Origin of the sequence: Streptomyces sp. YS415 (genome assembly GCF_023544665.1) — a bacterium.
Classification (GTDB): Bacteria; Actinomycetota; Actinomycetes; order Streptomycetales; family Streptomycetaceae; genus Streptomyces.
In genome coordinates, this window is sequence record NZ_JAMJFL010000005.1 from 92,413 (window position 1) to 105,022 (window position 12,610).

Annotated in this window: 7 protein-coding genes and 1 tRNA gene; 4 read left to right on the forward strand and 4 right to left on the reverse strand. The window is 72.2% G+C overall.

Annotated elements, in window-relative coordinates:
• Positions 1 to 104 precede the first annotated feature (104 nt).
• Positions 105 to 1,715 carry a DoxX family protein gene (locus M8H82_RS08400; protein ID WP_250071855.1) on the forward strand — a complete coding sequence of 537 codons (1,611 nt, stop codon included), beginning with the start codon at positions 105 to 107 and terminating at the stop codon, positions 1,713 to 1,715.
• Between the two features lie 106 nt (positions 1,716 to 1,821).
• On the opposite strand, the gene M8H82_RS08405 is transcribed toward M8H82_RS08400, so the two are convergent.
• From M8H82_RS08405 to M8H82_RS08415, 3 genes are all read right to left on the reverse strand, one after another.
• Positions 1,822 to 2,553 carry a nucleotidyltransferase family protein gene (locus tag M8H82_RS08405; protein ID WP_250071856.1) on the reverse strand — a complete coding sequence of 244 codons (732 nt, stop codon included), beginning with the start codon at positions 2,551 to 2,553 and terminating at the stop codon, positions 1,822 to 1,824.
• 106 nt (positions 2,554 to 2,659) lie between these two features.
• Positions 2,660 to 3,115 (reverse strand): hypothetical protein, encoded by a 456-nt coding sequence (locus M8H82_RS08410; RefSeq protein ID WP_250071857.1) that lies wholly within the window; start codon positions 3,113 to 3,115, stop codon positions 2,660 to 2,662.
• A 232-nt stretch (positions 3,116 to 3,347) separates the two neighbouring features.
• Positions 3,348 to 4,484, reverse strand: a complete 1,137-nt coding sequence (locus M8H82_RS08415; protein ID WP_250071858.1) for an ABC transporter ATP-binding protein — start codon at positions 4,482 to 4,484, stop codon at positions 3,348 to 3,350.
• A gap of 205 nt (positions 4,485 to 4,689) precedes the next feature.
• Here M8H82_RS08415 and M8H82_RS08420 point away from each other — a divergent pair.
• From M8H82_RS08420 to fxsT, 3 genes are all read left to right on the forward strand, one after another.
• Positions 4,690 to 4,763, forward strand: a tRNA-Thr gene (locus tag M8H82_RS08420).
• A 124-nt stretch (positions 4,764 to 4,887) separates the two neighbouring features.
• Positions 4,888 to 6,309, forward strand: coding sequence for a hypothetical protein (locus tag M8H82_RS08425; protein ID WP_250071859.1), 1,422 nt, complete (start codon positions 4,888 to 4,890; stop codon positions 6,307 to 6,309).
• Between the two features lie 419 nt (positions 6,310 to 6,728).
• Positions 6,729 to 10,598 (forward strand): FxSxx-COOH system tetratricopeptide repeat protein, encoded by a 3,870-nt coding sequence (gene fxsT, locus M8H82_RS08430; RefSeq protein WP_250071860.1) that lies wholly within the window; start codon positions 6,729 to 6,731, stop codon positions 10,596 to 10,598.
• 7 nt (positions 10,599 to 10,605) lie between these two features.
• Here fxsT and M8H82_RS08435 read toward each other — a convergent pair whose 3' ends face one another.
• The gene (locus M8H82_RS08435; RefSeq protein WP_250071861.1) at positions 10,606 to 12,387 is read right to left on the reverse strand and encodes an HEXXH motif domain-containing protein; all 1,782 of its coding nucleotides are present in this window, start codon (positions 12,385 to 12,387) and stop codon (positions 10,606 to 10,608) included.
• Positions 12,388 to 12,610 lie beyond the last annotated feature (223 nt).

A 12,610-nucleotide genomic window follows, 5' to 3' on the forward strand; every position in this document is an offset into this window, starting at 1 on the left:
CCGTCGCCCGTGCGGGGCGTTCCAGCCGTCCAGGGCCCGCTTGACGCTGTCCGGACAGATCCGGCAGGTCAAAGCAGTGTCCTAAACAGACGTCACTCGGTTAGATGAGTGTGGACACCAGAACACCCCGCACACCCACGGGGGACCGCTCGTCGGGTTTCGACGACGCTCCCGCGCTGAGCATGGTGAAGGTGCCGAGCGATCCGGCGCAGATCATCGTCAATCATGCGAGTTTCCGCGTGCAGCTGGGCGCGTCGACGACACGCAGTCAATCGCCGCGGATCGCACGGCACTTGAGCGCCACCGAGGACACCGCCCGCGTCCCCGTGGTCGGCACCGGGGCTGCCGGCCGCCGGCGGCCCGTCGTCTGGAGCGGCAGGTCGGCGCCCGACGACACCGGCGCCCACCGGCTCCTCCAGGCGGTGCGGGGCGCCGGCGTCGGCCACCCGGACGAATCGGCCGACGCCGGCGCCACCCAGGTCATCCCGCGCGTCGACGTCAATGACGGCTACCACGACGACGGTTACGACGATCTCGCGCAGACCGTCGAGACCCCCGTGGTCGGCGCCCAGCGCACCCCGCCCGACGGCGACAGCACCCGGTTGCTGCCCGACATGCGCCAGGCCGGCAGCGCGTACGACGAGGAAGTCGCCTACGACGAGCAGGAGTTCGCGGAGCCGGAGGACGGCTCCCGGCCCCGGCGCCACGGCGACGACCCCGCGCGGCACGCCTACTACCCGGGCCGCCGCATGAACCTGGGCGTCGTCCTCCTCCCGCTGCGCATCTTCCTCGGCTTCATCTCCATCTACGCCGGCATGGGCAAGCTCTGCGACCCCGTCTACTTCGACGGCGGCAAGCGCGGCTCGATGGTGAAGTGGCTGAACACCCTGCACCCCTGGGACGTCGCCGAGCCGCTGCGCCAGTTCGCGCTGGAGCACCCCGTCGGCTCCGGCCTGGTGATCGCCTTCTTCCAGGTGATCGTCGGCGTCCTCACGGTGCTGGGCTGCTGGCAGCGGGTGGCCGCCGTGGTCGGCGCGCTGCTGTCGGCCGCGCTGCTCGTCACCGTCAGCTGGAAGAGCGTCCCCGCCTACGACGCCCCCGACATCATCTACCTGGCCGCCTGGTCGCCGCTGATCATCGCGGGCGCCCCCGTCTACTCCGTCGACGGCCGCCTCGCGGGCAGCGCCTGGCGTCGCCTCGGCCCGCGCGCCGACATCTGGGATCTGCGCGCCTACGTCCTGCGCCGCGGCGCCCTGGTCTCCGCCATCGTCATCGGCCTGACCCTGCTGATCGGCTCGCTGCTCGGCGGTGCCGTCCGCGACGCCGACCGCGTGGTCGTCCCCGGCCCCGGCGAGGCCCCGCGCAACGAACTGCCCGGCTCCCCGCTCCCCTCGGAGCCCGGCGAGCGCCGGAAGCGCACCCCGTCGGCCTCCACGGCCCCGAGCCAGGCCGCCACGTCGGCGCCCTCCACCGGGGCGGCCACCACCCCGGGGGCCACGCGGGACACCAGCACGGCGGACACGCCCAGCGAGACCCAGGGCACCGGAGGAGGCGGCCAGGCACCGCCCCAGCAGTCCTCTCCGGCGGACCAGGCCCCCACCACCACCTCGGGCCCCACCTCGGGCGGCACCACCGGAGGCTCCGGCACGCCGGGCGGCACGGGAGGCGGAGGCAACTCCGGTGAACCGGGCCTGGTAGGCGGCCTGTTGGGGTAGATGGGCCGGTGGGCGGGATTCTGGGTCAGTCCACCGGCGGAACGTAAGAACCCACATGTTCCCCGCACTCCCTCAGGGGTGCGGGGAACTGCGCGTCCGGCCCGCCCTAGGAACGAAGGGCCGACAGTTCCTTCGCGGCCTCGGTGAGATCCTTCGCCGTGTCGATGGCTCGCCAGTACGCGCCCTGCGGCAGCGGGAAGCCGGCCAGCCTGAGCTCCCGGGCCAGCCGCGGGAACGTGGTCCGCTCGTGATCGCCCCGCTCCGGGAGCATCCCGGCGAAGTCGGCGGAGAAGACGTACACGCCCGCGTTGATCTCGTACGTCGTGGGCGGCGCCTCGATGAAGTCGGTGACGTGCCCGAAGCCGTCCGTCTGCACGGCGCCCCAGGGGATCCGGGGCCGGGCCAGCGCGAGGGTGGCGACGGCGTCGCGCTCGGCGTGGAAGTCGGCCATGTCACGCAGCGAGAACCGGGTCCAGATGTCGCCGTTCGTGGCGTACCAGGGCCGGTCGGGGTGCGGCAGATGCGCGGCGGCGTACTTGAGGCCACCGCCGCGGCCGAGCGGCTCGGTCTCCACGACCGTGGTCACGGAGAGGGGCAGGTCGGCACCCGCCAGCCACTCCTTGAGGACGTCCGCGAGGTGGCCGCAGCTGACCACCACGTCGGTCACGCCCTCCTCCGCGAGCCAGGCGAGCTGATGGCCGATGATCGGCGTCCCCGTGCCCGGGATCTCGACCATCGGCTTGGGCCGGTCGTCGGTGTACGGGCGCAGGCGTGAGCCCTGGCCCCCGGCGAGAATCACGGCTTGCGTGGGGCGGGTGGCGGCGTTCGGGTCGGTCATGTGCCGAACTGTATGTGGCGCTGTTGCCTACCGGGGTGGGGGGTGCGGGTTGTGCGCGGATGCGGTGCCGTGGGGGCGGGGCCCGGGGCCCCGCCCCCCTTGCTCGTCAGCGGTGGGCCGCTGCCACCCCCGTGGCGAAGGCGGTGTCGCAGACCGGGCGGGCGTAGGACTGGGCGCGTACCGGGCCGTAGACCCGGACCGCTGCGCGGCCGAGGGCGCGGGCGATGGAGGCGCAGTGCTTGGCGAGCGCCGGGCGGCCGTCGACGGCCTGCTGGAGACGGGTGAGCGCGACGCCCGGGTCCTCCCGGGTGAGCTCGGCGATGAGCTGGTCGCGCAGGACGTCCTGGGGGGTGCGGGAGCCGGAGCCGGGCTTGGCGTCCGACACCGACGCGTCCGACGCCGTGAGCACCGAGTTCGAGGGATTCCCCGACCAGTCGACCCGGGTGACCGCGAGGGTCCCGGAGAGCACCAGGACGACCGGCAGGACGAGGGCGAGGGAGCGGCCGATCCGGCGGGCGGGGCCCCGGCCGCGTCGCGTCTGTTGGTTAGTGGAGTGCTTCACGCGAGTGAGGGTAGCGCCTGGTAATGATTTGGCGACATTTAGTCACCGGTTCGGGGGATGAAGAGGTGCCTCTTTTTGGGTAAGGGGTTGACGCTCACCGCTCGAAACGGGGGGTATGCCGGGGTATTTGTCGACAACGAGAAGGGCCCCGCGGCGGTCCGCGGGGCCCTTCTCGTCAACCTGGGCGATACACCCGATTCGTTCGGGTCGGCCGGAGCGCCGGCCGGAGGGGTCAGTCGGAGAGACGCTCGCCCGTGGAGGTCGAGAACACGTGGGTCTCGCCCGGACGCGGCACGACGTGCAGCGTGGCGCCCTTCTCCGGGACGGCACGGCCGTTGACGCGGACGACGAGGTCCTTGAGGTTGTCGTCGACCTTCGCGCTGCCGTAGACGTAACCGTCGGCGCCGAGCTCCTCGACGACGTTGACGGAGACGGCGAGACCGGCCGGGGCGTCCTCGGTGCTCTTGGCCAGGGCGGTGGCGGCGCCGCCACCCTGCTCGACGATGTCGAAGTGCTCGGGGCGGACGCCGACGGTGACCGTGCGGTCGCCCTTGTCGGCGGCGGCCTTCAGGGCGTCACGGTTGACCGGGACGACGCTGTTGCCGAACTTCACACCGCCGTCGGTGATCGGGACCTCGACCAGGTTCATGGCGGGGGAGCCGATGAAGCCGGCGACGAAGAGGTTGGCCGGGCGGTCGTACATGTTGCGCGGGGAGTCGACCTGCTGGAGCAGACCGTCCTTGAGGACCGCCACCCGGTCGCCCATCGTCATGGCCTCGACCTGGTCGTGGGTGACGTAGACCGTGGTGATGCCGAGGCGGCGCTGCAGCGAGGCGATCTGCGTACGGGTCGAGACACGGAGCTTGGCGTCGAGGTTCGACAGCGGCTCGTCCATGAGGAAGACCTGCGGCTCACGCACGATCGCGCGGCCCATCGCCACACGCTGGCGCTGACCGCCGGAGAGCGCCTTCGGCTTGCGGCCGAGGTACTCGGTGAGGTCGAGGATCTTCGCCGCGTCCTCGACCTTCTGCCGGATCTCCGCCTTGTTGACGCCCGCGATCTTGAGCGCGAAGCCCATGTTGTCGGCGACCGTCATGTGCGGGTAGAGCGCGTAGTTCTGGAACACCATGGCGATGTCCCGGTCCTTCGGCGGCAGGTGGGTGACGTCACGGTCGCCGATGCGGATCACGCCGGAGTTGACGTCCTCGAGCCCCGCCAGCATGCGGAGCGAGGTGGACTTGCCGCAGCCGGACGGGCCGACCAGAACGAGGAACTCCCCGTCCTCGATCTCGATGTCGAGCGCGTCTACGGCGGGCTTCTCCGAACCCGGGTAGATCCGGGTCGCCTTGTCGAACGAAACAGTGGCCATGGTGAAGGGCCCCCTTCTACCGGCAGGAACGTGCCGGACGATCCGTTGTAGGAAGGTGGTGGTGTAGTCCAGACGAGTGGACTGCCCTCGGACGGTACCTGGCGTTCACCTGGTCTGTCAGTACCCGGACCCCTGTGAACTTCGCGGAAATTTTCGACTGGGGCACCGCGGGTCCTGGGTACACTGCTCGGGCACGTACGTGCACGCCTCCTTAGCTCAGCTGGTCAGAGCGCCGCTCTTGTAAAGCGAAGGTCGTCGGTTCGAATCCGACAGGGGGCTCTCCTTTCCCCTGCCGTGGCCCCCTCCGCGGCCGTACCCTGGTCGGCACGGAACCGCGCCGGCTTGGGGAGGTCACGGGGTGAGAGGTCCGGAACGGGTCCGCAACGAATTGGCAGTGGCCATCGTGGACACGCTTCAGGAGTCGGCGACGGTCAAGCAGGCGAGCAGCCGCGAGTTATGGCGGGAGATGCTCGCCGGTGAACTGGGCTCGCCGGTGGAGCCGTTCAGCGGTGAGCGGCTGCGGCCCTGGCTCCTGCAGGTCGTCAAGGCGTGCATGACCGTCGGTGACGGTACGGCCTGTCTGGTGCGGTCGCTGGAGTACGTGGAACAGCAGTCGGCCTCGGTCGCCGCGTTATGGCCGCTCGTGGACGAGTGGGAGGCCGTCGACTTCTTCAACAGCGCCGACCTCGGTCATCTGCGGCCGGTCCTGGAGTCGGTGCGCTCCACCGAGCTGGCGGCCATGGCCCGGCGGGCGAGCCGCTCCCGGGTGCAGGAGCTGCCGTCCTGGTGCCAGACGGGCTGGCAGGTCTTCCTCCGGCTGGCCGGTGAGAACTCCCCGCCCGGCGAGCTGCCGCCGAGCATGGCCTTCCTGGCGCTGTCCGCCGACCGGCTGATGGAGGAGGGCCGCGCGGAGGCCGCCGAGGAGCTGCGCCGGTTCAACCGCGGCCGGGCCCAGGAGCTGCGCGTGGAGGACCGGCTGGCGGAGTGGCAGCACTCGGAGTTCCCGCAGCCCCCGCCCTCGCTGGTGCCCGCCTATCTGATGATCCAGTTCGAACCGGACCGCAACGAGGCCGACCGCTACTACCTCTCGCACTGGCGCCAGTCCGACTCCGAGGGCTGGCACCCGGTGCGCGGCGAGACCGTCCATCTGTGCCGGGCGGACCTGCCCGGCGCGGTGGAGCGGCTGATCGAGGATTCCGAGGAGCGCTGGGCGGACCTGCGCCAGCCGGTGATCCTGGAGTTCGTGCTCCCGTGGGAGCTGCTCAACGAGCCGGTGGAGTGGTGGGCGAAGGACTCCGGTCACCCCGAGCCGACACCGCTGGCCATGGACTACCCGGTGTTCGTGCGCTCGCTGGAAAGGCTGCAGCGTGCCGCCTGGCACCGGGCCTGGCACCACAAGTGGCGGCAACTGAAGGAGCGCCCGGCGGACAGCCATCCGCACTGGGGCCGCCCTCCGCAGGACGGGGCGTACTTCTTCCATCTGGAGCGGGAGCTGAAGGAGGACCGGCAGGCGGTGTGCCTGGTGCTCAGCGAGCCGCCGGGCGACGACTCGGGCACCGGGCGCCGGGAGGTGCTCGCCGGGCTGCGGGCGGGGGTGCCGGCGATGATCTGGCACCGCACCGACTGCTCCGACGCCGACTTCCAGGACGCGATCGGCGAGATCCTCCAGGACCGGGGGCTCGGCTCACTGGCGGAGAGCGTCAACAAGTGGCGCAACGACGCACTCGCCCTCGGACCCGAAGGCTGGGACGGCCATGTGGGCCGGCATCTGGCCATCCTGCTGGACGATCCCGAGCGCAAGCCGGGTCCCACCGGGCCGGTGTAGCGGCGATGACCTCGCAGAGCGGGATCGGACGCCTGATGCCGTCCGGCGTCGGCTCGTTGCCGATCCGCGCAGGGAAGTGGCAGACGGCCTTGCACGCGACTGTGCGCGGTGCCACGCTGGACGCGAGAAAGACCGGCGAGCCAGACACCGCAGGGGGGCGCGTTCCATCCGCCGTTTCATCCGCCGATCGACTGTCCCATTTGTGCTTACTCCCCCTGTGGCCTGCCGTCTTGCACTGTATGCAGACCACTGCCAGGCTTGGCACGTGGATGTCACGCATGCCCGCGGAGTACGGGATTCCTCTTCGGTACCCCTTTCGTCCCCGGGCCTTACCGGACGCTCTGAGAGCGCTTATGCAGTGTGACGATGTCCCACGATCAGCGGCGGAAACGGCGTCTGACGAAGCGTCACTCGACGTCGTGCCGCAGGCCTTGAGCGAACTGGCGCGCTCCCTCTCCGCGGACCCTCCGTCCGTGCTGCTGGTCGTGGACGACCACGCGACCATGGGCGTGTGGCGGGAAACGGTCGAGAAGCTGGCCGGCGATCTCGCCCGCGAGGAGCGGCTGGGCGAGATCAGCACCGTACGGCTGCTCAGTTCGGACGACACCGAGCCGGCCCGGATCCGGCTCGAGCAGCTGCCGCCCGCGCCGTCCGAGCACCGGGTGGTCCTGGTGCTGACCGACGGGCTCGCCGCCGGCTGGCGGTCGGACGCCGTGCTTCCGCTGCTGCGCGAACTCGGGCGCACCGAACCCCTCGCGGTGCTGCACCTGCTGCCCCAGCACCTGTGGTCGAGGGCCGGCCTCGATGTGAACCGGATGCGGTTCAGCAGCACCCGCCCCTGGGCCGCGAACGACACGCTGCGCTGGGAACTGCGCGCCTCCCCCCTCGAACCCGTCGACGACCCGGACGCCCGCACCGGTGTGGTCCCGGTGCCCGTCCTGGAGCCGACCGGGCACTCCCTGTCCGGCTGGGTGGACCTGGTGACCGGGGGCACCGGCGACTGGGCGGAGATGTCGGGAGTCCGCGCCCGGGACTGGAAACGCCGGGCGGACGCGGCGCGCGCCGTGCCCTGGGTGGAGGACGTACCCGACCCGGCGAGCGGCGTACCGCCCTGGGAGCGGGTCTCGGACTTCCGGGCGGCCGCCTCCCCGACCGCGTTCGCGCTGGCCACCCGGCTCGCCGCGGCGCCGCTCACCCTCCCGGTGATGAGCGCGGTGACCGCCTCGGTGCCGGGCGCCGGACCCGCCCATCTGGCCGAGCTGCTGATGAGCGGTCTGGTCCGGCCCCCCGGCGCGGACGCCGAGCGCGCGGCCGACGTGGCGTTCGTGTTCGGGCCCGACATCCGCCAGGAGTTATTGGCGCTGTCCCGGCGCCGCGACACCGCCCGGGTGCTGCACGACGTCCGCGGACTGCTCGCCACCGCGCCCGAGGACGCCGAACCCGTCCTGCCCGCCCCTGAGGAACTCCTCGAAACGGTCGACGTGCCCTCGGTCACCCGGCGCAACGTCGCCTTTCTGCGCGTCGAACTCGCCGCGCTGCGCGCCCTGTCCGGACGGTTCCTCCCCCGCGCCGAACGCCTGGCCCGCGCCCTGCGCGAGTACGACCGGCAGAACTCTGTCAGCCTGCGCAAGGGCGTGGGCTCCCGCACCGCCCCGAGCGAACGCCCCGCCGTCGAACAGGCCCCGACGGGGGCCGGGACAACTTCAGAAGGAGCCACGGCCATGACCGCCACGCATACGCAGCCCGCGGTGGAGAGCGGGCGTTCGACGCCGCGCATCTGGGGCAACATCCCGCCGCGCAACCCGAACTTCACCGGCCGCGTGGACCTTCTGGAGCGACTGAGCGAGCGGCTGCGCGAGGGCACCACCACCGTGCTGCCCGAGGCGATCCACGGCATGGGCGGTGTCGGCAAGACGCAGCTGGCGATCGAGTACGCCTACCGCCATCAGTCGGAGTACGACGTGGTGTGGTGGATCCCCGCCGAGCGGCCGGGCCAGATCGGGCAGGCCCTGGTGGAGCTGGCCCAGCGGCTCGGTCTTGTCACCAGCGCCGAGGCCAACATCGCCGGGCCCGCGCTGCGGGAGGCGCTGCGCGAGGGACGGCCGTACTCGCGCTGGCTGCTCATCTTCGACAACGCCGACAGTCCGGACGTGGTCCGCGACTACTTCCCGACCGGGGGCAGCGGCACCATCCTCGTCACCTCCCGCAACCGCCGGTGGAGCGTGGTCGGGCCCTCCCTGGAGGTGGATGTCTTCACCCGCGAGGAGAGCAAGGAACTGCTGCGCCGCTCCGGGCCCGACGACCTCGACGACGCCGAGGCGGACCGGCTCGCCGACGCGCTCGGGGACCTGCCGCTGGCGCTGGAACAGGCCGCGGCCTGGCGCGCGGAGACCGGGATGCCCGCCTCGGAGTACCTGCGGCTGTTCGAGCACAAGCGTGCCGAACTGCTGGAGGTCTCCCCGCCGCCGGACTACCAGCTGCCGGTCGCCGCCGCGTGGAACGTCTCCCTGGACCACCTGGAGATCCGCAGCCTCACCGCGCTGCGGCTGCTCCAGCTGTGCTCGTACTTCGCGCCCGACCCCATCTCGCGCTCGATCTTCTCCGGCCTCGGCGGCTCCACCATCGACCCGGCGCTCGACCGGGCCCTCAACGACCCGATGCGGCTCGCCCGCGCCGTCCGGGAGATCAACCGCTACTCCCTCGCCCGGATCGACCACCGCACCAACTCGATCGAGATGCACCGCCTGGTCCAGGCCGTGCTGATCCACCGTATGACTCCCGAGGAACAGAACCGCATGCGCAACGGCGCCCACACGCTCCTGGCCGCCGCCGACCCCAAGGGCCCCAACCAGGCCGCCAACTGGCCGCGTTACGCCGAGCTGTACGGCCATGTGATCGCCTCCAACGCGATCGAGTCCGACCAGCCGTGGGTCCGCGAGCTCGTGATGAACGTCGCCAGGTACCTCTGGTACTGGGGCGACCACAAGGTGGCCCGTGAGTTCACCGAGCAGGCGTGGCAGACGTGGCAGTCGCTGTTCGGCGAGGAGGACCAGCAGACCCGGCTGATGGGCTGGTGGCTGTGCTTCCTGTACCTGAAGGTCGGGCGCTACGACGATGCCTCCGGGCTGGTCGCGCAGCTCAAGGACATCTACGCCCGGACCGCGCCCGAGGAGCGGGAGGACACCCGGGAGGACGCGCTGGAGGCGATGATGCTGGAGGCGGCGGTCCGCCGCGTCCAGGGCGACTTCGCCGCCGGTGCCGAACTGGACGAGATGGCCTACGACCGGGCCCGCCGCGCGTTCGGCGACGACGACCCGACGACCCTGGGCACCGCGCACAACCTCGGCGTGAGCCTGCGGCTGATGGGCGAGTTCCAGCGGGCGCTGGAGCTGGACCAGCACACGCACGCGCTGAAGACGCGGCTGTACGGGCGCGATCACCACCAGTCGCTGATCACCGAGGGCAGTATCGCGATCGACGTCCGGGAGACCGGTGACTACGTCGGCGCGCGGTCCCTCCAGGAGGCGGTGGTGGACGGCTTCCGTCCCGTCTTCGGCGCCGGGAACCCCTCCACGCTGCAGACGCTGCGCCAGCTCGGCGAGGCCTGCCGCAAGGAGGGCGACCACGCGACGGCGCTGGAGCTGGCCCGGGAGGCCTTCAACCAGTTCACCCGCCGCTACGGCGACACCCACCCGGAGTCCCTGACGGCGGCGCTGGCGCTGTCCGTCGCGCTGCGGCACAACGGCGAGCTGGAGGCGGCGCGGGACCGGGGCGCGAAGACGAGCGAGCGTTTCCGCCGCGTGTTCCGGGCCGACCATCCCCATGTGCTGGCCGCCGATGTGGACCTCGCGGTGACGTTGCGGCTGCTGGGCCGGGCCGAGGAGGCGCGGGCCCTGGACGAGGAGGCGCTGGCGTCGCTGACGGGCCGGCTGGGCGAGAGCCATCCGATCGCCCTGGCCTGCGCCATCAACCTGGCCAGCGATCTGAGCACGCTGGGGCAGGTCTCCGAGGCGCGGGAACTGGGGGAGCGGACCCTGGAGTTGAGCCGCGGGCGGCTGGGCGAGAACCACCCGACGGCGCTGGTGTGCGCGGCGAACCTCTCCCTGGACCTGGCGGCGCTGGGCCTGGAGGAGGAGGCGGAGCTGTTGCGGGCGGACACGCTGGCCCGGATGGAACAGGTCCTGGACGCGCCCCGGATGCGAGCGGTGGAGCCGGCCCCGCACCCGGCGACGGTGCAGGCCCGGGCGCGGGAGCGGGCGAACTGCGACATCGACCCGATGCCGCTGTAAACCGGCGCTACGTCGCCAGCCAGGCGGCCAGGGCGATGGGGTCCGGCGGTGTTCCGGTGGCCGTGGTCACGGCCCGGTGCACCGCTCGGGCCCGTTCCGGGTGGTGGCGCAGGAAGTGGGCCGCCGTGGGGGACGCCCCCATGAGGGTCAGCGACTGGGACAGGCCCGACCATGCCGTGGGATGGTCCGGATCGGCCAGCAGGTGGGCCGTGTAGGCGTCCCGGGCCGCCGGGGCCTCTCCCGCGGCCAGCAGGGCGTCCGCCCGCAGCGCCGCGGTCACCGTGGCCGCCGCCTTCTCCGGGTCCTCTCCCGACAGACGGTGGCGGGTCAGGACGGCCAGGGTGTCCAGCCAGCGGGCCGACTCGTCCGTCGTCACCTCGGGGGTGGCCGCCAGGGAGCGCGGCGGTGCCGGGGCGCCGGACAGATACGCCCGGGTCGCCTCCTCCACCGCCTGGCGCGGCGGGCGCAGGTGGTGGGCACGCCAGCGGGTGGCATGGTCCGCGGCGCAGATGCGGGCCAGGGCCAGCGGGGAGTCGGGGACCGGTTCGTCCAGCCAGCGGGTGCACAGGGCGTACAGGCGGTCCAGGAGCTGGGCGCCCAGGGGCGTGAGGCGGGCGTGGCGGTGGACCTGGCGCAGGGCCGTGGTGACGTGCGCCCGCCACAGGGCGAACTCGAAGTGCGCCATGGGAGTCGCGGCTCCCGAGGCCAGGCGGTGGGTGCGCCAGAAGCGGGCGATGCCCACGAAGGCGTAGATGCCCTGCAACAGGCCGTCCAGGGGGCGGGGGTCGTCCCGCCAGGGGGCGTACCAGAGCTCGGGGGTCTCGGCCGTCTCCTCGGTCAGCAGCGGCGTCAGGTGGAGCAGGCCGCCCAGCTTGGTGTGCTGGAACTCGTGGATCAGGGTCACCGCCAGTTGCACCGCGTCGTCCGGTTCGGACGATTCGATGCCGCCGAAGGCATCCCCAGCCGTCACACTGCGTGGCCGAAACCTTTCCCTCGCGGGGCCCGGCGTCAGGGACAGCAGCCCTCGGCGCATGGCCTCCGCGGCTCTCGGCTGCTCCTCCAGCAGCACCGTCCAGGCCCGCTCCAGCACCCGCCGCCACTGCTCCGTGGTCTCCTCGGACAGCGGGCGCGGCTCCGTCGGCCGGGGATAGGTGCGGTACGGGTCGACGTCGTCCAGCGCCAGGACCAGCCGGTGGTGGGCGGGGCCGACGGTCAGGCGCCGCAGCGGATGCCAGCCCGGCGCCGGGACGTCCGGCGGTGACGGTACGGCGACCTCGGCACCCGGTGCCGCGACGACCGCCCGGCCCGCCCGGGCGCGTACCGTCGCCGTCGTCCACGGCTCCGCGGCGGGGAGTTCCGCGCAGCCCAGGGTGGGCAGCGGGACCCGGCCGTGCCGCATCGGGACCTCGATCGAGAAGTCCAGCTCCGCGCGTAGCGCCGCCGCCGCGGCCAGCGCCGACACATGGTTCAGCACCACCCAGGGCGGGGGGCCGTCCCCGGGCGCGCTGCCGCGCAGCCGACGCAGCGCCGTGGCCAGCCACATGCCGGTCTGGGGGTACATCAGCAGTTCGTCGACGGCCTCCGGCGCCCGGCGCTGTGCCGCGCTGAGCAGCTCCCAGGCGGGGCCGATGTCGGTGGCGTCGTCGAGCATCCGTAACAGCAGCAGCCGGCGGCTGCGTTCGGCGGCGAGCAGCAGGCCGATCGTGGCCGGACCGCCCTCGCCGCAGCTCAGTTCGTCCAGGACGGTCGACGGCAGACGGTGGTGGGGGAGCGTGGGATCAGCGCGCATCGGCGGCCCTGGGCTCAGTCGTACCGTTCCGCGCTGGGGTTGAAATCGCTGACGCTGGCCTGCGCCAGGTCGATGCGCTGCCGCAGCTCCTCCAGGGATCCGGCGAGAATCTGACAGTCCATGGAGCGCAGCGTTTCAAGAGACACCCCCGCGAGATCGACTAGGTTGGACTCGACGGCGGCCACAGACGGCTCCATGACGGCCAAACCCCTTCCCCCCGGCA